This window comes from Loktanella salsilacus, assembly GCF_900114485.1.
Lineage (GTDB): Bacteria > Pseudomonadota > Alphaproteobacteria > Rhodobacterales > Rhodobacteraceae > Loktanella > Loktanella salsilacus.
In genome coordinates this window covers 1-25,016 of the sequence record NZ_FOTF01000004.1, presented here as the reverse complement: position 1 = coordinate 25,016, position 25,016 = coordinate 1, and the positions used below count along the sequence as shown (strand labels likewise).

Here is a 25,016-nt window from a genome sequence, read left to right as displayed (position 1 = left end):
CAGCCCTTGCCAGTCGCGCCCAGCCTTGGTCTAACCGCGTGAAACGCCCGGAGGACCCCATGGTCGACATCGCTACCCGTGTCTGGAACCACAAATGGAAGATCGATCCGATCGTCCGGTCCCTGATCGACACCGACTTTTACAAACTGCTGATGTGCCAATCGGTGTTTCGCAACAAACGGGATGTGCAGGTCAAGTTTTCCCTGATCAACCGCACCAAAACCATCCGCCTTGCCGATCTGGTGGACGAGGCAGAGCTGCGCGAGCAGCTTGATCACGTCCGGTCCCTGTCCCTGACGCGCGGCGAGTCCACGTGGATGCGCGGCAACACCTTTTACGGCAAACGCCAGATGTTCACGCCGGACTTTATGGACTGGTTCGAAAACCTGCGCCTGCCGCCCTACCACTTGGAAAAGCGTGACGGCCAATACGAGCTGACGTTTGAAGGCTCTTGGCCCGAGGTCATGCTGTGGGAAATCCCGGCGCTGGCGATCTTGATGGAACTGCGCTCTCGGGCTGTGCTGCGGGATATGGGGCGGTTTGAACTGCAGGTGCTCTATGCCCGCGCCATGACGAAAGTCTGGGAAAAGGTCGAACTGCTGCGCGGCGTCGAAGGGCTGCGGATCGCAGACTTTGGCACGCGGCGCAGGCACAGCTTTTTGTGGCAGGACTGGTGCGTGCAAGCGCTGCAAGAAGGGTTGGGCGACGCCTTTACCGGCACATCCAACTGCCTGATCGCCAAGAACCGCGATATGGAAGCCATCGGCACCAACGCCCACGAATTGCCCATGGTCTATGCCGCGCTGGCGGACGGCGACGGTGCCCTGCGCCAGTCGCCCTATGACGTGCTGGCCGACTGGCAGGCCGAACACGACGGCAACCTGCGCATCATTTTGCCCGACACCTTTGGCACGCCGGGCTTCCTTAACCGCGCGCCCGACTGGCTAGCCGGCTGGACCGGCATCCGCATCGACAGCGGCGACCCCGCGACTGGCGCGGAAGAGGCGATCGCCTGGTGGACATCCCGCGGCGAAGACCCGAGGGCCAAGCTGATCATCTTTTCCGACGGGCTGAACGTCGAGAAAATCCTAGAACTGCACGCCCAATTTCAGGGCCGCGTCCGCGTCAGCTTTGGCTGGGGCACGATGCTGACCAATGATTTTATCGGACTGGTGCCCGACGACGCGCTGGCCCCGTTTTCGCTGGTCTGCAAAGCGGTCGAGGCCGACGGGCGCGCCACCGTCAAGCTGTCCGACAACCCGAACAAAGCGATGGGACCGGTGGACGAGATTGCACGCTATAAGCGCGTGTTCGGGGTGGGGACGCAGGAGCGGGTAGAGGTTGTGGTTTAGGTTGCAAAACTCAAAAACCAATGCAACCCTAACGCATTGCTAAGAGAGGGTTGTTTGTTGCACCGGATTTCAACTTTAACGGTACATAACTTTAAGGCAATTAGATATGGAACCTTCCATTTCTCCGACTACACACCACTTGTTGGCTATAACAATGCCGGGAAAAGCTCTGTGCTCGAGGCACTTACGTGGGTTATCAAGCCAAGTTCCATTCCGGAGACAAGTTTTAACAACTCGGCAGAGGAAGTTTCCGTCGCCGTTGAAGTTACCGGAATAACCGACGCCGTCTTAGATGGCTTAGCCGACAATCACCGGAATAAAATAATTGCATTTATAGATGGCGGTCGCCTTAGCTTTCGCCGCACACAAACAGCACCCGGACAAAGCGCATCTCAAATACGACTCGAAATCATTGATATCAATGAAGGAAACGACTGGGTAGCACCACCAACGGGTATACCAGCCGCGCTCAGTGCTCTTTTTCCCGAAGTTATATTCGTTGGAGCCATGGAGAATGCCGCAGACGATGTCGGCAAGTCCACCTCTAGCTCGACGATCGGAAAATTGATTAAGCAGATTGTGGAACCTGTACGCGAGCAATATTCCGCCCAAATTCTAGCATCACTGACCCCAATAGCAGATCAATTGTCTGCTAGGGGCGTAAATAAAGATCAGATTCTAAGAGACGTTGATGAAACGATAGAGAGGTACTTAGCTGAATTCTTTCCTGGGATGTCGGCAAAGACGCACATTCCTATGCCGGAAATCGACGACTTCCTGAAGAAGGCGACAATAAAAGTTTCGGAGAACAGATACGGCGATGATCTCGAAGGCGACGCTGCAACGATGGGCCACGGCGCTCAACGATCAGTCCAGATTGCGCTCATAAATGCTTTAGCTCACATTCGAAGAAATGACGGCGGCGTCGCTGGACGCACCGTTTTGCTGCTACTCGACGAGCCGGAATTGTATTTGCATCCGCAGGCGATTGCTGTGGTTCGATCTGCTTTGAAAAAGCTATCGGGCAACGGCTTCCAGATTGCTTTTACGACACACACTGGAGAGATGATCGGAGCGGAAGACTGCACGAAAACATTGATCATCCGAAGAACGCCCGAAAATGGCTGCAATGCGTTAACCAAAATGGAAGACGCGGCCGGTGCAATCGCAGACCTACCCAACCAAGCCGATACTCTGTTTGAACTCTCAAATTCAAAAGAATTTCTTTTTTCAGATCGCGTTATTTTGGTTGAGGGAAGAACAGAGACAACAATTCTACCTCATCTCTACCAAAAAATTAGAGGCAGGTCACTCTTGGAGTGATCGTGTTGGAATTATTAGGTTAAATGGCTCAGGTAGTCTAAAAAAGGCCTACGATGTACTGATAGCGATGGGGTTAGATGCACGTATTGTAGCTGATTTAGACTACATTTTCAAAATAGCTTTCAACAATGGAATTCTTGGTGTGACAGATGAAAGATCAGCTGAGATTCGGTCAATATTTCAACGTCTGGCAGATGATGGCCAGCTTGAACTATCCAATGACGGCCTGCCTAAAAACTCCAACCTTTGCACAGCGTCAGAAGGATTTGAGCTACTAGCCGCTGACGCAGAGGCAATACCAATAATTGCGACACTGGTCGAAGATCTTAAGCAACAACATATTTGGATTTGGACGAAGGGTGCGATTGAAGCTCATATTGGAATTGAGAAAAACTTTACCGCACAAAGGCAATTTGTTGAAAGTTTGGCCGCAGGGAATGCGTTGGACGGGATACCGGACTTGGGAGCGGTTCATGCGGCTATGAACTTTGTTTTCGCAGAGACCTGAACTCACTCCTCCCCCACATCCCCCCGCAACGCCTTCACCTCGCCCCTGACCTTCTTCGCCTTCAAACGACGCTTCACCGACCCATAGGTCGGCTTCGTCGCCACGCGGCGTTTGGGCCGCTCGGTCGCTTTGACGATCAACTCGGCTAGTCGCTCTCTCGCAAGGTCGCGGTTGCGGGCTTGGGAACGGGTGTCTTGCACAAAGATCACCAGCGCGCCGTCCAGCGTCCAGCGGCGGCCTGCTAGCCGCTTGAGCCGCGCCTTGACCGGATCGGGGATCGACGGCGAGCGCTCCGCCTCGAACCGCAGTTCAACGGCGGTGGACACCTTGTTCACGTTCTGCCCGCCGGGGCCGGACGCGCGGGTGAACTGCTCTGTCAGCTCCCACCCTTGCAGGGTGATCGTGTCGGTGATGCGTAAATCTTCTGCCATGGGGTTGATGTAACGGGTTTGCCGGGTTTTGCCAGTGGCGCGCGCGCCCATGCCCGCTGCGGGGTCACATTTGGCTACGCCAAACGGTTACCCCCACCCGTCACTTGCGATGCAATTTACGTAAAAAAGGGCTACCCCGGCGATGGGATAGCCCTTTCCTGAATATCGGAGGTGGGTCGGTTAGGGACCGCAAGCGGCCACCCACCTGAAGGGTAACAGACCTAAGGGCTGCCTTAGATCAGAACCCCCCAAGCTGTCCCGACACACTTCTCCAGAACTTCATGATGCACTGGATCACCTCCTTTCAATATGTTTCGCCTAAATCCAAATTTGGCACACATATCGTGTATGTCAAATTAAAATGTACCAAGGATCGCGGTTAAGGGCGCGGCTGTGTGACGCGCCCAACAATCAGGCGGAACGGTAAGAGCGCGATTAGGGCGACCAAAATCTTGACCGACCAGTCGGCAACAGCCAGCGACACCCACAGCGGCACAAGCGGCCCTGCGTTCAGGAATGGCACCGCATCTTGCGCCCAGATGATCTGATCCGCAGCGCCCGCGCTAAAGCTGTTGAAGGTGGCCGCAAAGGCGATCGAGAAGAAGATCACCGTGTCCACGACGGACGACACCAGCGTCGATCCGAGCGGGGCCAACCACCACACGCCCATGCGCAAGCGGTTGAACACGGCGATATCCAGCAGCTGTGCAACGCCAAAGGCGGTCGCTGAAGCGATGGCGACGCGGACGGGAACGGCGGGGCCGAACTCTAGCTGGATCTGGCTGCCGATCAGCGAGCAGACGATACCGGCGACAAGGCCCACCAACACGACGCGGCGCGCGGCAGAGACGCCATAGATGCGGTTCATCAGGTCGGTGACCAAAAACGCCAGCGGATAGGTGAACGCGCCCCAAGTCAGCAGGCCGTCGAGTATCAGGAATTGAACAAGGATGTTGGAGGCCACAACAATGGCGGCCATGGCGAGTACGCCGGGTAGAATACGCATGAGATTTGATCCGTTTTGGCAAGGGTGCGGCACTTGGCCCCCGAACCATTCAGGGACGGCGTGGCTTAGCTGGCCTTGCCCTGCACGTCAATCAGCGACGCGGTACTCTACGACTTCGGTCGTTTGAAAGAACTTGAAGTTATCATCCGCAATCAGCGTCATCCGGATCGCACCGCCTTGATCACGCCAGACCGAGATACCTTCGAGGTTATCATGAACCCCCGTCCGCGTTTCCAGCAAGGTTTCAGCCCCCCCGCCAGTCATGTCAAACCGCCTGACCCGACTGCGAAAGCCGATGCCGGTAAAGTCACGCTCTAGCAGATAAAACAGGCCGTCGGGGCCGATATCTGCGCCGACGGGCAGGAACGGCCCCTCGCGCGAGATTTCAAACGCGGTTGTCCAAGTGCCGTCTTTATAGCGATAGACGGGGTAAGGTTGCATCGCGCTGCCCGACCGCTCTGGCAGGGTGTAAATCGCGCCCTCTGCGTCAATCGCCAACGCTTCAAGCGCGGCATTGGGCTGCATCGCGTCAAAGGCAGGCATGCGCGGTATTCGGACGGCAGGGCCGGTCACCTCGGGATAGGCCGCGACACGGGCAAGCCCTTCGAAAGAGATATAGACCGTGCCATCAGCGCCCAGCGCCAACCCTTCGGAATCGCCGGTGTGGTGATCGGTTGGGCTGCCGTCAGAGATATGCAGCGGCGTGATAAGTTCAGGGGTGAGGGCGGTGATCACCCCGCCTTTGCGCGTTACCGTGCCCTCCCACAAGGTGCTACGGTCACTAAGCGCGATGAAGCGCGATCCGTCATCGCTGATTTCGATTCCCGACATACCGCCAAAAGCGGGGTCATCGTTCAGCCAGATGAACCGACCAACTTGCGTGACACCGCTGGCCATCGTCTGGCCAAACGCCTGACTGCACCCTGCAAGCAGGGCAATCAAAAGCAGCAAGCGGCGCATGATCAGTTGGCGGCGACGGCGGCGCACTGACCCGGCAAGCTGGCCATCGTCAGCTCACGCTTTGGGGCAGGTTTTGGGGCATTCGGATCGGCGGGCGGCGCAGGCTTGGGGTTGACGATATTGTCGACCCAAGCGGCGGCATCGGCGCAGCCATCACCGGGCGGCGGCGGGTCTTGCGGCGCGCACAGACCGGACCCGGCGGGACAGTTCAAGCGAACATGGAAATGGTAGTTATGCCCGTACCAAGGCCGCACCTTGTTCAGCCAACTGCGGTCGCCGGTTGCGTTTTTGCACATCTCGACCTTGGCACCCGGAAAAATGAAAATCCGTGCAACGCGCGGATCAGAGGCCGCAGCGCGAATGATCGCCTCTTGGGCGGGGCCCCAGTTGCTATTCACATAGGCACCGCCATTACGGTCCATCCGATCAGAAGAGATATTCTCGCGCTCTGTCCGGGACAGGGACAGGTTGTTGGCAGGCTTAAGCCAGATATCGGCATCAAGGCCAATCTGGTGGCTGGCATGCCCGCTGAGCATCGGGCCGCCGCGCGGCTGGCTCATATCGCCCAGATACAGGCCATTCCAACCGGGCTGCTGTGCGGCAACGCGGGACAGGTCTTGTACGAAATCGACCAGCTGCGGCTGACCCCAGTTGCGATTACGCGATAGGCGCATCGCTTGCCAAGTCGGACCAGTCTCGGCCAATTCCTCGGCACCGGCCTGACAGCCCTTGGAATAGAACCCGACGGGCGCGGATGGCTGATTGGATCCATTAGACAGATTACCGAACACCTGCTTGGCGATCCGTGTGTCGTTGGTGTTCTGCGTCGAAAACACCGGCTGCGTCGCAGTCGCGACCTTCGCCTCTTGCTGGCAGGCTGCGAGGCCCGCGATAAGTGCGATCATTGCTGTAATGCGGATCATGCTGCCCGGTCCCCGTCTGTGTTGACCCACCTTAACAGGAAGAGCCCAAGGAGGAACAGAAAGATGACGGGCAGAAACCCCAGTTGCACGTTGCCTGTCATAAACGTGAAGAGCGCGATACTGGCCGGGGCGATAAAGGCCGTCGCTTTACCGGTTAAGGCAAACAGGCCAAACGCCTCTGCCGGGCGGTCGGGGTGGGTGTGCCGGACCATCATCGTGCGGCTGGCGGCATAGATCGCGCCGCCTGCCCCACCGATCACCATGCCGCACCCATAGAACACCAGATCAGGAATTTGCGATCCGGGGGCCAGCGGGAATATGAAAAGGTTCTCTCTCGACATGCCGACGATCAGACAGCCGACAACGATCAGCAACCAAACACAGACCCGAATGACCGGTTTAGGCCCGAACCGCTGATCTGCCAGCCCGCCGAGCCACGTAAAGATGGCAGCAGCGATAGCGGCAAGAATTCCGAAGATACCGATCTTCATCACGCTCCACCCCAGCACAAGCTGCGCATAGATGCCGCCAAAAGCATAAAGCGCGTTCAGGGCATCGCGGTAGAACATCGATGACAGCAGAAAATACTTCAGGCTGCGGCGGTGCATCACGCCGCGCAGGGTCGCCATCAGATCGCCCCAGACCGCCCGAAGCGACGTGCGCTTGACCTTTGGCGCGGGTGTGTCGCGCACGTAGGCAAAAAACGGGATCATGAAAACGATATACCACAGCGCGATAAACGGCCCGACGCTGCGCGTCCCCTCCATCTGCGCGGCATCAAGGCCTAGCATTGGCGGGATACCAAGCAGGGTCAGGCCCGTATCGGGGCTTTCGACAAAAAGCAGCAGCAAGATGAACAGCGACGTGACGCCGCCCCAATAGCCAAAGGCCGCGCCAGAGCCGGATATGCGGCCGATTTCTTTGTCAGTGCCAAGACTGGGCAGGATCGCGTTCACAAAGTTCAGCGCAGACTCACTGGCGAAAAACGCGACGTAGAAGAGCAGCAAGATCAAATACAGCCCGGCCCCATCCGGGGTCAGCCCCCATAGCGACCAAGAGGCCACGACGAAAACGATCGAAAAGCCCGCAATCCACGGAATCTTGCGGCCAGAGTTATCGGCGTAAGCCCCCAGAAACGGGGCTGTGATTGCAATCAGCAGGCCAGCAATGGTTTGCCCGATCGACCAGATGGACTGCGCCTGCGCTTTCGCCGCTTCTTCGATCAAGCCATCGCTGACAAAGGCCTGCGTTGCGACAAGTGCGAAATAGGGCCCAAAGACGAACGTCAGGCCCAGCGTGTAAAATGGTTGAGACGCCCAATCGAAGGCCATCCAGCCCCAAATCCGCTTTTTCGATACTGCCATTTTGGGCCCCCTGTTTGCCGCGACTAGACACCGGGTCAGCGCGCACTAGCAAGCACTTGATGCAAGCCGTGCGGACTAAGGGGTTGTTTGAATCCGTAGGACCGCTTACCTGCGGCACAGCTTAAAATACGGAGAATGCCGCCGATGACATCCCTGTTCCAAATCCTGCTGCTGCTGCTTGGTATCGCGCGGTTCTTTATCTTCGCCCATTTCATCATGAGCTGGCTGATCAGCTTTGACGTTCTGAATGTGCGCCAGCCCATCGTTGGCCAAATCTGGTACACCCTGCAGCGCATCCTAGAGCCGATCTATGCCCCGCTGCGCCGCGTGCTGCCAAACCTTGGCGGGATCGATCTGTCGCCCATCGTGGCGCTGGTCGGGATCGAAATTATTCGCATCCTGCTGATCAACAACGCCGCGCTTTTCTATTAATTTGATCTGGCGGGGCTCAGATTGCCTAAGGCACATCTAAGCCCCGCCAGCTCGCCTTAGCTTAGGCGTTCAATCGCCAGTGCGATCCCCTGACCTCCACCGATGCACATGGTGATCAGCGCTCGCTTGCCGCCGATCCGGTCCAGCTCGTACATCGCCTTAACCGTGATGATCGCGCCTGTTGCGCCCACCGGATGCCCCAAAGCAACCGCGCCGCCATTTGGGTTCACCTTGGCAGGATCAAAACCCAGTTCCTTGCTGACGGCCAGCGCCTGCGCGGCAAAGGCTTCGTTGCTTTCGATCACGTCAAAATCGTCTGCTTTTAGGCCGGTCCGTTCCAACAGCTTGCGCACGGCCGGCACGGGACCAATCCCCATCACTTCTGGCCGCACACCGGCGTGGGCATAGCCCAGCACGCGGAATCGCGGCGTCAGGCCAGCCTTTTCCGCCGCATCCATCGTCGCCAGCGTGATCGCGGCGGCCCCGTCGTTCAGGCCAGAGGCGTTGCCCGCTGTCACACTACCATCCTTGCGGAAGGCGGGGCGCAGACCAGCAAGCGCCTCTAAGGTTGTCGCCTTTGGATGCTCGTCGGTCTTGAATTCATAGGTCTCGCGCCTGGTTTTCAGCATGACTGGCACGATCTGGCTGTCAAAGCGGCCCTCTGCCATCGCCTTGGCGGCGCGGTTCTGGCTTTCCAGTGCAAAGGCGTCTTGCGCTGCGCGGCTGATATCATGCTCTGCGCTGACGTTCTCTGCCGTGATGCCCATGTGGCCTGTGCCAAAGGGGCAGTTCAGCGCGCCAAGCATCATATCGCGGGTCTGAATGTCGCCCATCTTAGCGCCCCAGCGCTGGTCACTGACGATGAACGGGGACCGGGACATGTTTTCGGCCCCGCCCGCCAGACCGAAGTCAGCATCGCCCAGCTGCATCGCCTGCACGACCGAGATAATTGCCTGCACGCCGGACCCGCACAGACGGTTCACGTTCATCGCAGGCGTCGTATCAGGGACACCCGCATCCATCGCGGCAACGCGCGACAGGTACATATCGCGCGGCTCTGTATTGATCACATGGCCAAAGACGACGTGGCCGATCTGCGCAGGATCGACGCCAGCGCGGGCCATCGCGGCCTCTGCCACTGTCGCGCCCAGCGTGATCGGCGGCGTACCTGCAAGCGCCCCTCCGAATGATCCGATGGCGGTGCGTGCGCCGCCCAAGATGACGATGTCAGACATGGTAACTCCCTCCGGTTTGCCGCAGGATGACAAGCCAAGGCGGCAGACACCAGCAAAACGTGCCGTCATCTGCGGCAAAGGGACCGCCCGGTCTGTTCGTAGCCGTTCTGCGCCATACCTACGTCGCAACAAAAGAGGGCCCAATGCTGCTGACCGTGACTGACCTGCGCAAAACCTATGCCACAGCAGATGGCCCGTTCGACGTGCTGCGCGGGATCGATATGACCCTAGATCGCGGCGAAACGCTGGCCCTAACCGGGGAAAGCGGGTCTGGCAAAAGCACTTTGCTGCATCTGATTGGCGGGTTGGACGCGCCTGACGGTGGCCAGATCATGCTTGATGGCGAGGATCTGACCGCCATGGACGACAATGGCCGTGCGCGCATGCGGCGCGATACCGTCGGCGTGGTTTTTCAACAGTTCAACCTGATCCCTAGCCTGCGCATCGCTGACAACATCGCCTTTCAGGCACGACTTGCCGGACGGCACGACCCTGCATGGTGCGCCACGTTGGCGGACCGCATGGGCCTGACACCGCAGCTGCGCAAATATCCCGAACAACTCTCCGGCGGGCAGCAGCAGCGCGTCGCCATCGCCCGCACACTCGCGCCGCGCCCCAAACTGGTGCTGGCGGACGAGCCGACAGGCAATCTGGACGAGGCGACAGCAGCGCAAGTTTTGGCCCTCATGCTAGACCTAGTGGCTGATACCGGTGCGGGGCTCTTGATGGTCACACACTCGGACCGGCTTGCCGGGCAGATGATGCGGCGTCTGCACTTGGCACAGGGCCAGATCGCATGACACGCGCTGTTTTTGCCGCGCTGCTGTCCCATTGGAAGCGCAATCCATTGCAGCTTTTTACGCTGCTCGCCGGGCTCGCGCTGGCGACGGCGCTTTGGTCCGGCGTGCAAGCGATCAATTCCGAAGCAAAGGCCAGCTACAATGCTGCCGCCGCCACCTTGGGCGAGGGCACATTTGACCAATTAATACGCCGCGACGGGCAACCGATGGCGCAAGACACATACGTCGCGCTGCGGCGCGCAGGCTGGCTGGTGTCCCCGGTGATCGAAGGGCGATTAGACGGGGTCCGCATTGTTGGCCTGGACCCCCTGACATCCTTTGGCGGTCTAGGTCCGGTGCAAGTGGCTCAGGGTGCCGACATCGCGGGGTTTTTGACCGCCCCCGGACAGGCTTTTGGGCACCAAGATGCGCTGGATGCTTTGCCGCCGGGGATCGCCAAGGTTGTCGCCCCCGATGTCGCGCCCGGCACCGTCATCATGGACATCGGCGCAGCCCAGCGCCTGCTGGATCGACAAGGCCAGATTGACCGGCTGATCGTAGGTCCGGTGCAGCCCATCAGGCAGGCACCGCTTGACACCATTGCACCTCTCCTCTCGCGTCAAATCGCCCATACAGGCTCTGATATTGGGCGATTGACTGACAGCTTTCACCTCAACCTAACCGCTTTTGGTCTGCTGTCCTTTGCCGTCGGCATCTTTATCGTCAACGGTGCCATCGGCCTCGCCTTTGAACAGCGCCGCCCTGTTGTGCGAACCCTGCGTGCGCTTGGCGTACCGCTGCGGCGGTTGATGGCGCTGATGGCGGCAGAGCTTGCAATCATGGCTCTGGTTGCCGGGGGCATCGGTGTGGCGCTTGGCTACGTCATTGCGTCACTCCTCCTTCCTGATGTCGCCGCGACGCTGCAAGGCCTGTACGGAGCCACTGTCGCAGGCACCCTACAACTGCGTCCATCATGGTGGCTGTCGGGCCTAGGCATCGCACTGGGCGGCACGGCCATGGCCGCAGCGGCTGCATTTTGGCGGCTCGCACGATTGCCGCTGCTCGCCGGGGGATCGCCACGCGCGCTTAGCATGGCTGCCGGACGATCGGCGCAGGTACAAGGATTGATCGCCTTGGCGCTTTTGGCGCTAGCAGCGGCGCTGGGGCTTACGGCTCAGGGCCTTATCGCTGGATTCGCCTTGTTAGGCACTATGTTGATCGGTGCCGCACTGGCCCTGCCCTTGATTTTAGACCGCGTCCTTGCGCTCGCTGAACGCCTCGCCACAGGTGTTCGGGCGCAATGGTTTTGGGCCGACACACGCCAGCAATTGCCTGGACTGTCGCTTGCCCTTGCCGCGCTGTTGCTTGCGATGGCCGCGAATGTCGGTGTGTCCACGATGGTCAGCAGCTTCCGCCTGACCTTTACCGGATTTCTGGACCAGCGGTTAGCGTCAGAGCTTTACGTCACCGCCGAAGATCCAGCGCAAGCGGCACAGATCATAGCCTACGTCACCCCCCGCACCCGCGCAGTTCTGCCCATCGCGTCGGCACCCGTGCAAATCGCGGGCCTTCCGGCCGAGGTGTTTGGCACACGTGACGACGCAACCTATCGTGACAACTGGCGCTTTCTACAGACGGCAGAGGGGGCGTGGGATGCGGTCTTTGACGGTGATGCGCTGTTCATAAATGAACAGCTTTCCCGGCGCTCTGGCCTAACGCTGGGCGATACGGTGCCGCTGGATGGCCGCGATTTTCGCGTGGCGGGTATTTATGGGGACTACGGCAACCCCATCGGGCAGGCCATCATCGCAGAGCCTGCTTTTACCACGCTTTTCCCTGAAATAGAGCCTTTGCGCTTTGGGCTGCGCCTGCCCGCCACCGACGTCCCAGCCCTCGTGACGGACATGGAACGCGACCTAAATCTGCCGCCTAGCGCGACGATCAATCAGGCCGGGATCAAGCAATTCTCGCTCGACATCTTTGATCGCACATTCACGGTGACGACCGCCCTCAACATCCTGACGCTCGCCGTTGCAGGCTTTGCCATTTTGATGAGCCTACTCACTTTGGCCGCCTTGCGTGTGCCACAACTTGCCCCGGCCTGGGCCATGGGATTCACCCGCCGCGAATTGGGCCGGCTGGAACTGATCCGGGCGGTTCTGCTCGCCACATTGACGGCTACGATCGCGCTGCCGCTCGGGCTCGCGCTTGCTTGGGCGCTGCTGGCCATCGTCAATGTCGCGGCCTTTGGGTGGCGGCTGCCGATGTACGTCTTCCCGCTAGATTACCTAAAGCTTGGCGGATTCGCCCTGATTGCAGCCACACTTGCCGCTTTATGGCCCGCATGGCGGCTATCGCGCACCCCGCCCAGCGACTTGCTAAAGGTATTTTCGAATGAACGTTAAGACAATATTACTATGTTTAGTGCCTGTTTTTGCACAGGCACAGGGTTTCGCGGGGCTAGGCAGCGGAGCCGACGGCTTTGCCATTCCCCAGCCAGACCCGCAATTCAGCTTTCCTGCCGATCACGGTGCACACCCGGATTTCCGTATCGAATGGTGGTATTTGACCGCGAACTTAAAAGACGCGGACGGGACCGACTATGGGCTGCAATGGACTCTATTCCGCTCTGCCATGGCACCTCAAACGCAAGAGGGCTGGGATGACCCGCAACTTTGGATGGGCCACGCTGCCGTCACGACACCGGACGATCACTTCGTCACGGAACGCCTTGCGCGGGGCGGCATTGGGCAGGCGGGAGTCGTGGCCGATCCGTTCGCCGCATGGATCGACGATTGGCGTTTTGATGGGATCGACGTGGGCACCTTGTCGGCCACCGGGCCGGATTTCGGCTATGACATGCAGCTGACCGCCAGTGGGCCATTCGTCCGGCAAGGCAAGAAAGGATACTCTGTCAAATCCGCGAGCGGGCAAGCCAGCTATTATTATTCCCAGCCATTTTACGACATCGCCGGAACGCTGCACCTGCCGCAGGGCGAAATCGCCGTGACCGGCACAGCTTGGCTGGATCGCGAATGGTCCAGCCAGCCGTTGTCGGGCGATCAAACGGGTTGGGATTGGTTCTCACTCTCCTTCGACGATGGCGCGCGGATGATGGGGTTCAGACTGCGTCAAACCGATGGGGCGGACTACACCTCTGCCACTTGGATCGCGCCAGACGGGACACCGACACCCTATGAGGACGGCAGCTTGCGGGCCACACCGCTTGAGGTGTCGCAGGTCGCGGGCCGCGATATGCCGACCCGCTGGCGTTTGGAATTACCAGCGCAGGGTGTTGACGTCACCGTGCAAGCGATCAACACACAAGCATGGATGACAACCAGCGTCCCCTACTGGGAAGGCCCGGTCACAATCGACGGCACGCAGTCCGGCACCGGCTATCTGGAGATGACAGGCTATGAGTGAATGGTTCGAAACACTGCCGGGACTTCATGATCAGGTCTGGCAACAGCTGACACATGGCGCCGCACGCAGGGACGTCGCAGCCCGGCAGCCAACCCTTGCCACCATCAGCCCAGATGGCTGGCCAGAGGCACGCACCGTGGTTTTGCGCCGCGCGGTTGCTGATCCAGCAATGTTAGAGGTTTATACAGACACCCAGTCAGACAAGATCGCCAGCATTGCTGCCCACCCCCGCGCGGCGCTGCATTTTTGGGAGCCTGCGCTGGCCCTTCAGGTACGCCTACAGGCAACGGTCGAGGTCATTTCTGGTCCAACCGTTGCAGATCGCTGGCAGGAACTACCTGATGGGGCCCTGCTATCATACGGCGTCACACCGCCGCCCGGCACGACACTACCGCACGCGCTAGACTATACCAAAACCCCCGATCAGAGCCGCTTTTGTGTGTTGCAACTGGCGCTCGGTCACATCGACGTCATGCATTTGGGCACCTATCACCGGCGCGCCAGCTTTTCCGCCACAGACGGCTGGACGGGCAAATGGGTGTCGCCATGAACCCCGACTTTCCACTGGTCAAAGATCTGGTGCTGATTGGCGGCGGCCATACCCATGCGCTTGTGTTGCGCAAATGGGGAATGAAGGCGCTGGCCGGCGTGCGGGTCACTGTCATCAATCCCGGCCCAACTGCCCCCTATTCGGGCATGCTTCCCGGGTTTGTTGCTGGCCACTATAGCCGGGCAGAGCTGGACATCGATCTTGTGAAACTTGCGCGGTTTGCTGGGGCGCGGTTGGTAAACGGGGCGGTCACCGGGATCGATACGGCTGCCAAACTGATCACCGTGCCGGGACGCCCACCAATTGCCTATGATATCGTAAGTGTCGATGTCGGGATCACTTCGGTCATGCCCGACCTGCCCGGTTTTACCGATCATGCGATCCCGGCAAAACCGCTTGGCACTTTTGCCGGCCGTTGGGACGCCTTCCGCGCCAGCACGACCAAGCCGCGCATCGCGATTATCGGCGGCGGTGTTGCCGGGGCAGAGCTGGCCATGGCAATGATGCACAACCTGCGCGCCCGCGGCTTATCCCCCATCGCCCACCTGATCGACCGGGGTAAAATCGTCGATACGCTGGGCGATACCGCACGGCGCAAGATGCTGGCCGCCCTTGCAGACCAAGGCGTAACCCTAAATGAGGACGCCAGCGTCGCCCGCGTCACGGCCACCGCCGTTGTGCTGGATAACGGGACCGAGATCGCGTCAGATTTCACAACCGGTGCGGCTGGCGCAAAGCCGCACGACTGGCAGGCGGACATCGGCGTTGATGTGCAGGGCGGCTTCATCACCGTGAACGAGATGCTGCAGTCATCCGATCCATCCCTGTTTGCCGTCGGCGACTGCGCCCACCTTTCCCACGCGCCGCGGCCCAAAGCTGGCGTTTATGCCGTGCGGCAGGCACCTGTGCTGTTCGATAACCTGCGCGCGGTGCTGTCGGGGGGCGAATTGCGCCCCTACGACCCGCAAAAGGACTACCTCAAGCTGATCTCGCTGGGTGGCAAATCCGCTTTGGCCGAACGGATGGGCACTGCGTTTTCCGGCCCGCTGCTGTGGCGGTGGAAGGATCACATCGACCGCACATTCATGCGCCAGTTCGACGAACTCAAACCGATGGGACTGCCCCCGCTACCTTTGACCCGCGCTGTGGGGCTGCAAGAGGCGCTTGGCGATAAGCCGATGTGCGGCGGCTGCGGGGCCAAAGTCGGCCGCGGCGCGCTGCGCGCCGCCTTGCAATCCCTGCCGCCGCCGGACCGTGATGACGTGCAACTGGTACCGGGCGATGACGCTGGGCTGCTGACCATGGGCGGCGCACGGCAGGTCATCAGCACCGACCATCTGCGTGCCTTTACCGATGATCCCGTCACGATGACCCGCATCGCGGTGAACCACGCACTTGGTGACATTTGGGCAATGGGGGCTGCGCCGCAAGCGGCGACAGTGAACCTGATCCTGCCAAAACTCTCAGCTGATTTGCAGGCCCGCACATTGTCCGAAATCATGGGTGCAGCACATGAGGCGCTGTCCGATGCCGGTGCCGCAATCGTTGGCGGGCATACGTCACTCGGGGCAGAGCTGACGATCGGCTTTACCGTGACCGGGCTCTGCGACCGGGACCCTGTTACCCTGCGCGGCGCGAAGCCGGGGGATGCTTTGATCCTGACGAAGCCGCTTGGCAGCGGTGTCATCATGGCGGCGGAAATGGCTGGCGCTGCGCCGGGCGGGGTCGTTGACAGCGCCCTTGATCTGATGTGTCAGCCGCAAGCGATAGCCAGCAGTATTCTGGCAAACGCTCATGCGATGACCGATGTCACGGGCTTTGGTTTGGCCGGGCATCTGTCGGGGATTGGGGATGCGTCAGGCACTGGCGCGCTGCTGGAACTGGCGCAGATACCGCTGATGGACGGCGCGCTAACCTTGGCCGAGGCAGGGCAGCATTCGAGCCTATTTAAGGATAATATCGCAGGTTCCGGCCCTGTAACTGGCCCGATGGGGCCGCGCACAGACCTGATCTATGATCCGCAGACTGCCGGCGGATTGCTGGCCGCCGTGGGCGTAGATCAAGCGGACGACCTGGTGCACAAGTTGCAGGATGCAGGCTACACCAGCGCCGCGATCATCGGATATGTTACGGACACGCCCGGCATTACGCTGCGCTAAAGCGTGGCGATCAGCTTTGCCAAATCGTCCGCGGCGCGGGCGCGGCCGGCAGCGTCCAGGGTCTCGGCGTGAACCTCGCCCAGCCACGTGCGGTCGCTGGCCTTGCGCGACCGCGCATAGGCCGCATCGTAGTGCTGATCCATCATGGCCGTCGCCAGCGCGGTAAAGTCGCCTGCGTTCAGCAAAGCCTCCCACCCGTCAACGATTGCATGACCCCGTAGATTGCGCAGCGGCTGCATCCGTTCGCGCAAAAGCGCCGGGTCGGCGATGATATCGGCGTATGCTTCGCGCAGGAACGCGGCACGCGCGGCAAGTGGCGCGCTTACCTCGATCCGGGGGGCGGCAGACATCCGCGCCCAGATTTGCTTTGGCAGAACAATCTGGCCAACCTTGCTGCTTTCCGCCTCGACCACGGTCAACTTGTTCGGGTCCAACTTTGCCAGCACCTGCGCCAGCTGCGATTCAAAGCCTTTCTGCGCCGGTTGTCCGCCAGCGACACCGCCAAGCAGCGAACCCCGATGGGCGGCCAGCCCTTCCAGATCGATAATCTGCACACCGCGTTCTGTAAGCAAATGCAGCAAGGCGGTCTTGGCCGTGCCGGTGTAGCCGTCCAATAGAACCAAACGGTGCGGCAGCGGGTCGATATACATCGCGTCGTGCACCAGCTTGCGATAGGTCTGATAACCGCCTTTGATCGTGTCCGCACGCCAGCCAATCTGTTGCAGGATCGATGCAAAAGAACCCGACCGCTGACCGCCGCGCCAACAATAGACCAGCGGCTGCCAAGACCCGTCATACGCGGCAAGCGGGCCTTCGACGTGGTCGGCGACATTACGGGCGACCAGCGCGGCGCCGATCTTGCGCGCGTTAAAAGCGCTGACCTGCTTGTAGATCGTGCCGACTTCTGCCCGTTGATCGTTCGACAGCGCGGGCAGGTTGATCGCGCCGGGGATGTGGTCTTCGGCAAATTCGGCGGGACTACGCACGTCGATCACCGTGTCAAACCCGTGGGCCATCAAATCGGCCAAGTTTTCAAAGCTTTGCGGCATATCTTAGCGGGCCGGACGCAAAGGTTTTCGTCCGTCATCCGTCAGCGTGAACCATGCGCCGCTGTCGAACACAGCGGGCACCAGTGGGCGCCCGTAACCTGCGCCGCCATCCAGATCGATGCGGTTTCCCAGGTGTTCCGGCGTATCAAGCGCCGTATGTCCATGTACGACCATCATCCCGTGGTCGTCCGTATTATCCAGCCAGCCGTCGCGGATCCAGATCAAGTCATCCTCGATCTGCGCATCCAATGGCACGCCGGGGCGAATACCGGCGTGCACAAACAACTGCCCGTCGGCCTGATGCATCAGAGGGTTCGAGGATAGGAAATCCAGATGCGCCTGCGGTACGCGCGCCTGTGCCAAGGCGACAAGCTCTGCCAAATTCAGGTCGCCTTCGGTCGTCGGATAGGTCGTTAGAACCTCGCGCCCCAAATCGTCCTTGTCGAAATTCGCCGGACCGGCGGGGATGATGCCATAGGACGCCAGCGTCGTGTCACCGCCAAGACGTGAATTCAGCCATGACAGGCCAGATTTTATCGCAACATCGTGGCAATCGCCAGATTCCATAAAGCGCTGGAACATGCGGTCGTGGTTGCCTTTGATAAAATGCCAATCAAAGCCAGCATCGCGTCCGGCGATCAGCGCATCAATCACGCCGCGACTGTCGGGGCCGCGATCTGTATAATCACCCAGAAAGACAAGGGGCGCAGCCGCGCCGCCGTCAGCGGCAATCAGCACGAGCGCGTGGTCCAGCATGGCCTTTTGACCATGAACATCACCGATGGCGTAAATCACTTGTCACTCCGTCACTATTTGCGACCTGACTTAGCAGACGCCTCGCGGAATGACAGGGCTCTCGCCTTTGGCGAGAGTTTTAATCGCCGGATGGCGTAATCCCGGCGCAGATGTTCTGCGCCGGGATTAGTTTTTAGATTGCGACGAATGTCAGCGGCTTAACCTGCTGGAAGTTGCCGGATGCTTCCAGCGCCTTCACAGCGTCAGCCGGGACAGGTTCGTCGATGTACAGCAAAGCAATCGCCTCGCCCTTGGCAGCAGAACGGCCAAGCGTGAAGTTTGCGATGTTTACACCGTGATCGCCAAGGATGCTGCCTAGCTTACCGATGATGCCGGGGATGTCCTTGTTCGTGGTATAAAGCATGTTTTCGCCAACTTCAGCGTCCACATTGATGCCCTTGATCTGGATAAAGCGTGGCTTGCCGTCGCTAAATACCGTGCCCGCAACCGAACGTTCGCGGGTGTCGGTGACGACTGTGACCTTGATGTAACCTTCAAAGGCACCGGACTGGTCCTGCTTGGTCGTGCTAACCTGCACGCCGTTGTCCTTAGCAATAACAGGTGCCGACACCATGTTCACGTCTGGGTTCCGGCGACGCATAATGCCAGCGATCGTGGATGCGGTCAGCGCCTTCAGGTTCATCTCGGCGGCTTCGCCGTCGAACAGGATGTTGATCGCCTTGATCGGCTCGTCGGTCATCTGACCGATGAAGTTGCCAAGGTGGCCCGACAGCGTGATCCACGGGCCCATGATCTTGGATTCGTCAGCGGTGATCGATGGCATGTTGATCGCGTTGGTCACAGCGCCGGTCAACAGGAAGTCGGACATTTGCTCTGCAACCTGCAAGGCCACGTTTTCCTGTGCTTCGGTCGTGGCTGCGCCAAGGTGCGGCGTGACGACGACGTTGGGCAGGTTGAACAGCGGGCTGTTGGTGGCTGGCTCTTCGGCGAAGACGTCAAAGGCGGCACCGGCAACGCGGCCATCCTTGATCGCCTCGGCGAGTGCTTCTTCGTCGACCAAACCGCCACGGGCGCAGTTGATGATGCGCACGCCGGGCTTCAGCTTTGCAATCGCTTCGCGGGACAGGATGTTGCGGGTCTGGTCAGTCAGGGGCACGTGAAAGGTGATGAAATCAGCGCGGCCCAGCAGTTCGTCCAGCTCGACCTTTTCGACACCCAGCTCAACAGCGCGGTCTTCGGACAGAAAGGGGTCATAGGCGACGACCTTCATCCGCAGGCCCTTGGCGCGGTCGATCACGATCGAACCGATGTTGCCTGCACCGATGACGCCCAGCGTCTTGGCGGTCAGTTCAACGCCCATAAAGCGGGACTTTTCCCACTTGCCAGCGTGGGTGGATGCGTTCGCTTCTGGGATCTGGCGTGCGACTGCCATCATCAGCGAAATCGCGTGCTCTGCCGTGGTGATCGAGTTACCGAAGGGCGTGTTCATCACGATGATGCCCTTTTTCGACGCGGCGGGGATGTCGACGTTATCGACACCGATACCAGCGCGGCCGATGACCTTAAGGTTGGTCGCAGCTTGGATCAGCTTTTCAGTCGCCTTTGTGGCGGACCGGATCGCCAGACCGTCATAGTTGCCAATGATCGCGGCTAGCGCGTCCTTGTCCTTGCCCAGTTTGGGCTGGAAATCGACTTCGATACCGCGATCCTTAAAGATTTGAACAGCAGCGTCCGACAGTGCATCGGAAATCAGAACCTTGGGGGCCATGTTTGGCACTCCTTAAGCGAAATGGGGGAATGGGGTGGGCCATCAGCGGCCCACCGAAAAATCAGGCGTTGATCTCTGCCTCGAAGGCGTAAGCGATCCACGGCATTAGCGCTTCGACGTCCGAAGTTTCGACCGTCGCGCCGCACCAGATCCGCAGGCCAGCGGGGGCGTCGCGATATGCACCCACGTCCAGCGCCACGCCTTCGGCTTCCAGCCGCTTGGCAACGGCCTTGGCGAAAGCCGCGCCATCGGTGATGCGATCATCGGTGAACTTCACGCAGACGCTGGTGTTGGACCGGGTCGCCGGATCGACGGCCAGGTTCGCGATCCAGTCGTTCTGCTCGCAGAAATCCCAAATGACCTGAGCATTCGCATCAGCGCGCGCCTTCAGGCCCGGCTGACCGCCAATCGACTGGCCCCACTTCAGCGCGACAAGGTAATCCTCGACACACAGCATGGAGGGCGTGTTGATCGTCTCGCCCTTAAAGATGCCCTCGATCAGCTTGCCCTTGGATGTCAGGCGAAAAATCTTTGGCAGCGGCCATGCGGGGGTATAGTTTTCCAGACGCTCTACAGCGCGGGGGGACAGGATCAGCATGCCATGTGCAGCCTCGCCGCCCATGACTTTTTGCCAGCTGAACGTGGTCACATCCAGCTTGTCCCACGGCAGATCCTGCGCAAACGCGGCAGAGGTCGCATCACACAAGGTCAAGCCAGCGCGATCTGCTGGGATCATGTCGCCGTGCGGCATCCGCACGCCGGATGTCGTGCCGTTCCATGTGAAACAGACGTCATTGTCATAGTTCAGGGCCGCCATATCGACGATCTCGCCGTAGCCAGCTTCGTGCACAGTGGCTTCGATTTTCAGCTGCTTGACCACATCGGTGACCCAGCCAGCGCCGAAAGACTCCCATGCGACCATTTCAGCAGGGCGTTCGCCCAGCATGGTCCACATGGCCATTTCAAACGCGCCGGTGTCGGACGCAGGCACGATGCCAATGCGATAGTCGGCAGGCACGCCAAGAATTTCGCGGGTAAGGTCAATTGCCTCGGCCAGTTTGGACTTACCAACGGCAGCGCGGTGCGACCGACCCAAAGGGGCGTCAGCGAGCGCGTCGAGTGTCCATACGGGGGGCTTGGCACAAGGGCCGGAAGAAAAACGCGGATTTGCCGGCCGCGTGGCCGGAGTCGTCGTGACCATTTCTGGTATCCTCACAGATAATCGCCCTTCGTTGGGGAAGGGTGTCCCGCCGCAGGATCTAGTCCTGCGCCAGTTAAAAAGCAATGAAAATCCAAACTCTTTTAAGGTAGCCCGGGCCAAGTGCTTTTGCGGTGGCCTTATCGCCTAGCTTCCTGCAACATCAGGCAAAGACCGGGAATTGTGACGGGGGCCGATATGACCATACACCACAACATCTCTCATTGGGCGGAGCGGGTCGACCTTGCCGCCGCCTTTCGCTGGACCGCCCGCCTGAACATGCACGAGGCGGTTTCGAATCACTTCAGCCTTGCTGTGAATGATGACGGCAGCCAATTCCTGATGAACCCGAACCAGATGCACTTTGCCCGCATCCGCGCCAGTGACATGCTGCTGATCGACGCAAACGATCCCAAAACGATGGAAGGGCCGAACGCGCCTGACCCAACGGCTTGGGGCCTGCATGGCGGGCTGCACCGTCTGGTGCCGCATGCCCGTTGCGCCATGCACGTCCATTCGATCCACGCGACGGTGCTAGCGTCACTTGCCGACAGCACACTGCCGCCCATTGATCAAAACTGCTGCACTTTCTATGACCGCGTCGTCATCGACGACGGCTATGGCGGTCTGGCGTTCGAGGATGAAGGCGCCCGCTGCGCCGCCCTGTTCACCGACCCCAAGAAAAAGGTCATGGTAATGGGCAATCACGGCGTGTTGGTCATCGGCGACACCATCGCCGAGACCTTTAACCGCATGTACTACTTTGAACGCGCCGCAGAGACTTACATTCGCGCCCTGCAAACGGGCCAGCCTTTGCGCGTGTTGCCCCACGACATTGCCGAAAAAACCGCTCAGCAGATCGAAGCCTATCCAGAGCAAGACCTGCGCCACCTGTCAGAGCTGAAGGCTCTGCTTGACCGTGAAGGGTCGGATTACGCCTCATGAATGACTCCGCAGATTTTGACGATGATGATTTTGAAGACGACGAAGATGAATTCGATCACTTCGTTGCGGCGCAAGACACGGTTTACGACACCGTCGTCGCAGAGCTGACCGCAGGTAAAAAGCAAACCCACTGGATGTGGTTCATCTTTCCTGTGCTGACCGGCATCGGGGAATCCCCCATGGCCATGTTTTATTCGCTGCGCGACACAGCAGAGGCGCAGGCCTATCTGGGGCATCCCCTGCTGGGTGAACGGCTGCTGGAATGTATGCGCCTGATCCGAGAGCATAAGGGCACCGATCCCGTCGCCATCATGGGCGACACCGACGCCTATAAACTGCGTGCCTGCGCGACCTTATTCGAGGCGGCCGCCCCAACCACCCCCATCTTTGCCGCTGTTCTGGACGAGATGTTCGGCGGTCAGCGCTGCACGAAATCACAGCGCATTCTGCGCGCGCCCCCGGCTGACGATCTGTTCGGATAAACGCCTGTGACCCGTACATTACTTTCGTTTGGCCACGGCTATTCCGCGCAGGCCCTTGAGCGTCTGCTGCTGCCGCAGGGTTGGCGTATCATCGGCACCACAAGGTCAGCGGCAAAGGCCGAAGCCATGCGCGCGCGCGGTATTGAGGCGCTGATCTGGCCCGGCGCAGACGTCACCGACGCGCTGAATGCTGCCTCTCATCTGCTGATGTCCGCCAGCCCCGATGATGGAAGCGACCCTGTCTTGGCCGCGCTTCAAGATCAGATCACCGCCCGCGCGGATCAGTTTGAATGGGCCGGCTACCTGTCTACTACCGGCGTTTACGGCGATCATGGCGGCGACTGGGTCGATGAAACCGCCCCCTTGACCCCAGCCACCCGGCGCGGCCAAGCCCGCGTTCTGGCAGAGGCGGCATGGCAGGCTATCCCCGCCCTACCGCTGCATATCTTTCGCCTTGCGGGCATCTATGGCCCCGGCCGCGGACCCTTTGCCAAGGTGCGCAACGGCACGGCGCGGCGGATTATCAAGGACGGCCAGGTCTTTAGCCGCACCCATGTCGACGACATCGCGCAGGTGCTGGCCGCGTCCATCGCCCGGCCCAATCCCGGCGCAATTTACAATGTCTGCGACGACGACCCCGCCCCGCCACAGGACGTCATCGCCTATGCCGCCCAGCTACTGGGCCTGCCAGTGCCAGAGGCCGTGCCATTCGAGGACGCCGAGTTGACCCCCATGGCCCGCAGCTTTTACGCCGAAAGCAAAAAGGTACGGAACGACAGGATCAAGGACGATCTTGGGGTAAAGCTGCTGTTTCCCGACTATCGCAGCGGGTTGCAGTCGCTTTTGGATCAAGGCGACACTTAACGCCGCAGGCCAAGACAAACCGCCGCTATTTAACCAGCGGCACCATTGTCTGGCCAATACGCCTTGCGCGCAGGCCGCCCAAAGCACATCTGTCCAAAGCACCAAAAATGAAAGCCACCATGTCCCTGCGCCAAAGCCTCGCGACACTGCTTGATCGCCCCGCCGTCACCCGCTTTATCACAGGGGTCATCATCTTCAACGCTGTGTTGCTGGGGCTAGAGACGTCGGCCACCATCATGGCAACGGCTGGCCCGCTTATCTTGCTGCTCGACGTGATCTGCCTTGCGATCTTTGTGGCAGAGATTTCGGCAAAGCTGTTCGTGCAACGCGCCTCTTTCTTTCGGAACGGCTGGAATATCTTCGACTTTATCGTCGTTGGCATCGCCCTTGTCCCGGTCGGACATGGCCTAGCCGTGCTTCGCGCCTTGCGGGTGCTGCGGGCGCTGCGCGTCATCTCTGTCGCGCCGACGCTGCGCCGCGTGGTCGAAGGCTTTGTCAGCGCCCTGCCCGGCATGGCGTCGGTCTTTGTACTGATGGGTATCATCTTTTACATCGCGGCCGTCATGGCGACACAACTGTTCGGCGCAGCCTTCCCTGACTGGTTCGGCAGCCTTGGCCATTCGGCCTATTCGCTGTTCCAAATCATGACACTGGAAAGCTGGTCCATGGGCATCGTCCGCCCCGTGATGGAGGTGTTCCCCTACGCTTGGGCCTTCTTCATCCCCTTCATCCTTGTGACCACCTTCGCGGTGGTAAACCTGCTGGTCGGCCTGATCGTAAACTCAATGCAGGACGCCCACGCCGAAGAAGGCAACGCCGCCACCGAATCCTACCGGGACGAGGTGATGGCAAAGCTGAATGCGATTGAACAGCGGCTGGAAGAGCGGCAGCATTCAAAAGACGCTTAAACGGATATTTACCATTGCGGTCCTAGCTACAGGGCATGCTGCACATCTTGTCCCTGATCTTGCCTGTCCTCGTCCCGTCATGGCGGTTTTTTCAATCCGTAGAACCGTCGCCAAGGGTACAGTGGGCGCTAGATAAGCCAACTCAAACGGCTGTCTGGCAAGAATTCTGGCCGCGCCCAGCGCATGTCACCCTTGGGCAGATGCTGACGCGTCTTTTCTGGAACCCCGCCCGCAACGAGGCACTCTTCGTTGTCAGTTGCGCTGAACGTATCGCGCTAGGGTACACAGTACATAGCGTCGACGCAATTAACGCACGTATTTGCAACGACTTGAGGGCTCGAAATATAGAAACAAAGGAGCTGATGCTGCGGTTTCGGCTCGTTTTTGTCAGCCGCAGTATAAATGGCTGGTCAGAAGATATCGTGTAAGCGGGAAGGCGTGGCCGTTCAGGCGCTGTAATTCCAGGGCATGAGGGCATCGAGTTCAGCACTGGGCCACTGATTGGCGATGCGTTCCAGGGTCAGCGTCAGCCAGGCGACAGGATCAACGTCGTTCATTTTGCAGGTTTGCAAGAGCGTCGCGATCGTGGCCCATGTCC

General features: G+C 59.8%; 24 protein-coding genes. 13 read left to right on the top strand and 11 right to left on the bottom strand.

Annotation, left to right across the window (positions count from 1 at the left end; translation table 11 throughout):
• Positions 1-59 precede the first annotated feature (59 nt).
• The 3 genes from pncB to BM131_RS20215 all read left to right on the top strand — a co-directional run bounded on the left by pncB (position 60) and on the right by BM131_RS20215 (position 3,183).
• The gene (gene pncB, locus BM131_RS04185; protein ID WP_090186082.1) at positions 60-1,352 is read left to right on the top strand and encodes a nicotinate phosphoribosyltransferase; all 1,293 of its coding nucleotides are present in this window, start codon (positions 60-62) and stop codon (positions 1,350-1,352) included.
• Between the two features lie 57 nt (positions 1,353-1,409).
• Entirely contained in the window at positions 1,410-2,675 is a 1,266-nt protein-coding gene (locus BM131_RS04180; RefSeq protein WP_175499167.1) for an ATP-dependent nuclease, read from the top strand.
• Positions 2,676-2,742: 67 nt separating this feature from the next.
• Positions 2,743-3,183 carry a hypothetical protein gene (locus BM131_RS20215; protein ID WP_090186078.1) on the top strand — a complete coding sequence of 147 codons (441 nt, stop codon included), beginning with the start codon at positions 2,743-2,745 and terminating at the stop codon, positions 3,181-3,183.
• Between the two features lie 2 nt (positions 3,184-3,185).
• Here BM131_RS20215 and arfB read toward each other — a convergent pair whose 3' ends face one another.
• The 5 genes from arfB to BM131_RS04150 form a co-directional block, all read right to left on the bottom strand.
• Positions 3,186-3,614, bottom strand: coding sequence for an alternative ribosome rescue aminoacyl-tRNA hydrolase ArfB (arfB, locus tag BM131_RS04170; protein ID WP_090186600.1), 429 nt, complete (start codon positions 3,612-3,614; stop codon positions 3,186-3,188).
• A 379-nt stretch (positions 3,615-3,993) separates the two neighbouring features.
• The gene (locus tag BM131_RS04165) at positions 3,994-4,620 is read right to left on the bottom strand and encodes a queuosine precursor transporter (protein ID WP_090186075.1); all 627 of its coding nucleotides are present in this window, start codon (positions 4,618-4,620) and stop codon (positions 3,994-3,996) included.
• Between the two features lie 87 nt (positions 4,621-4,707).
• A complete protein-coding gene (locus tag BM131_RS04160; RefSeq protein WP_090186597.1) occupies positions 4,708-5,580 on the bottom strand; it encodes an esterase-like activity of phytase family protein in 873 nt (290 codons plus the stop codon).
• Between the two features lie 2 nt (positions 5,581-5,582).
• The gene (gene mepA / locus BM131_RS04155) at positions 5,583-6,503 is read right to left on the bottom strand and encodes a penicillin-insensitive murein endopeptidase (RefSeq protein WP_090186072.1); all 921 of its coding nucleotides are present in this window, start codon (positions 6,501-6,503) and stop codon (positions 5,583-5,585) included.
• On the bottom strand, positions 6,500-7,867 hold the full coding sequence (locus BM131_RS04150; RefSeq protein ID WP_090186069.1) for an MFS transporter: 1,368 nt from the start codon (positions 7,865-7,867) through the stop codon (positions 6,500-6,502). Before BM131_RS04150 ends, mepA begins: the two co-directional genes overlap by 4 nt.
• A gap of 144 nt (positions 7,868-8,011) precedes the next feature.
• On the opposite strand from BM131_RS04150, the gene BM131_RS04145 reads away from it, so the two are divergent.
• Positions 8,012-8,299: a YggT family protein gene (locus BM131_RS04145; RefSeq protein WP_090186593.1), complete on the top strand. Its 288-nt coding sequence runs from the start codon at positions 8,012-8,014 to the stop codon at positions 8,297-8,299.
• A 56-nt stretch (positions 8,300-8,355) separates the two neighbouring features.
• Here the strand turns inward: BM131_RS04145 and BM131_RS04140 are convergent, their stop codons facing one another.
• Positions 8,356-9,534 carry an acetyl-CoA C-acyltransferase family protein gene (locus tag BM131_RS04140; protein ID WP_090186067.1) on the bottom strand — a complete coding sequence of 393 codons (1,179 nt, stop codon included), beginning with the start codon at positions 9,532-9,534 and terminating at the stop codon, positions 8,356-8,358.
• A 143-nt stretch (positions 9,535-9,677) separates the two neighbouring features.
• On the opposite strand from BM131_RS04140, the gene BM131_RS04135 reads away from it, so the two are divergent.
• Genes BM131_RS04135 through selD form a run of 5 tightly spaced genes read left to right on the top strand, consistent with a single transcriptional unit; the run spans position 9,678 to position 16,448 of the window.
• Entirely contained in the window at positions 9,678-10,334 is a 657-nt protein-coding gene (locus BM131_RS04135; RefSeq protein ID WP_090186065.1) for an ABC transporter ATP-binding protein, read from the top strand.
• Entirely contained in the window at positions 10,331-12,718 is a 2,388-nt protein-coding gene (locus BM131_RS04130; protein ID WP_090186062.1) for an ABC transporter permease, read from the top strand. The genes BM131_RS04135 and BM131_RS04130 overlap by 4 nt, the downstream gene beginning before the upstream one ends.
• Positions 12,708-13,739, top strand: a complete 1,032-nt coding sequence (locus BM131_RS04125; RefSeq protein ID WP_090186060.1) for a lipocalin-like domain-containing protein — start codon at positions 12,708-12,710, stop codon at positions 13,737-13,739. The genes BM131_RS04130 and BM131_RS04125 overlap by 11 nt, the downstream gene beginning before the upstream one ends.
• Positions 13,732-14,289 carry a pyridoxamine 5'-phosphate oxidase family protein gene (locus BM131_RS04120; protein ID WP_090186058.1) on the top strand — a complete coding sequence of 186 codons (558 nt, stop codon included), beginning with the start codon at positions 13,732-13,734 and terminating at the stop codon, positions 14,287-14,289. The genes BM131_RS04125 and BM131_RS04120 overlap by 8 nt, the downstream gene beginning before the upstream one ends.
• Positions 14,286-16,448: a selenide, water dikinase SelD gene (selD, locus tag BM131_RS04115; protein WP_090186056.1), complete on the top strand. Its 2,163-nt coding sequence runs from the start codon at positions 14,286-14,288 to the stop codon at positions 16,446-16,448. Before BM131_RS04120 ends, selD begins: the two co-directional genes overlap by 4 nt.
• Here selD and mnmH read toward each other — a convergent pair.
• From mnmH to BM131_RS04095, 4 genes are all read right to left on the bottom strand, one after another.
• Complete coding sequence (gene mnmH, locus BM131_RS04110; protein WP_090186054.1) at positions 16,445-17,497, bottom strand: tRNA 2-selenouridine(34) synthase MnmH; 1,053 nt, start codon at positions 17,495-17,497, stop codon at positions 16,445-16,447. The genes selD and mnmH overlap by 4 nt on opposite strands.
• 3 nt (positions 17,498-17,500) lie before the next feature.
• Positions 17,501-18,292 carry a metallophosphoesterase gene (locus tag BM131_RS04105; RefSeq protein ID WP_090186051.1) on the bottom strand — a complete coding sequence of 264 codons (792 nt, stop codon included), beginning with the start codon at positions 18,290-18,292 and terminating at the stop codon, positions 17,501-17,503.
• A gap of 133 nt (positions 18,293-18,425) precedes the next feature.
• Entirely contained in the window at positions 18,426-20,021 is a 1,596-nt protein-coding gene (gene serA / locus BM131_RS04100) for a phosphoglycerate dehydrogenase (protein ID WP_090186048.1), read from the bottom strand.
• A gap of 61 nt (positions 20,022-20,082) precedes the next feature.
• Positions 20,083-21,222: a phosphoserine transaminase gene (locus BM131_RS04095; RefSeq protein ID WP_090186044.1), complete on the bottom strand. Its 1,140-nt coding sequence runs from the start codon at positions 21,220-21,222 to the stop codon at positions 20,083-20,085.
• A 195-nt stretch (positions 21,223-21,417) separates the two neighbouring features.
• Between BM131_RS04095 and BM131_RS04090 the strand changes: the two genes are divergently transcribed.
• The 4 genes from BM131_RS04090 to BM131_RS04075 all read left to right on the top strand — a co-directional run bounded on the left by BM131_RS04090 (position 21,418) and on the right by BM131_RS04075 (position 24,418).
• Positions 21,418-22,164 carry a class II aldolase and adducin N-terminal domain-containing protein gene (locus BM131_RS04090; protein ID WP_090186041.1) on the top strand — a complete coding sequence of 249 codons (747 nt, stop codon included), beginning with the start codon at positions 21,418-21,420 and terminating at the stop codon, positions 22,162-22,164.
• Positions 22,161-22,646 carry a DUF1810 domain-containing protein gene (locus BM131_RS04085; RefSeq protein ID WP_090186038.1) on the top strand — a complete coding sequence of 162 codons (486 nt, stop codon included), beginning with the start codon at positions 22,161-22,163 and terminating at the stop codon, positions 22,644-22,646. The genes BM131_RS04090 and BM131_RS04085 overlap by 4 nt, the downstream gene beginning before the upstream one ends.
• Positions 22,647-22,652: 6 nt before the next feature.
• Positions 22,653-23,510 carry an SDR family oxidoreductase gene (locus BM131_RS04080; RefSeq protein ID WP_090186034.1) on the top strand — a complete coding sequence of 286 codons (858 nt, stop codon included), beginning with the start codon at positions 22,653-22,655 and terminating at the stop codon, positions 23,508-23,510.
• Positions 23,511-23,629: 119 nt separating this feature from the next.
• Positions 23,630-24,418 (top strand): ion transporter, encoded by a 789-nt coding sequence (locus BM131_RS04075; RefSeq protein WP_090186587.1) that lies wholly within the window; start codon positions 23,630-23,632, stop codon positions 24,416-24,418.
• A gap of 446 nt (positions 24,419-24,864) precedes the next feature.
• On the opposite strand, the gene BM131_RS04065 is transcribed toward BM131_RS04075, so the two are convergent.
• Positions 24,865-25,016: transposase domain-containing protein (locus BM131_RS04065; RefSeq protein ID WP_139222581.1), on the bottom strand; the 152-nt coding region annotated here is incomplete at its 5' end.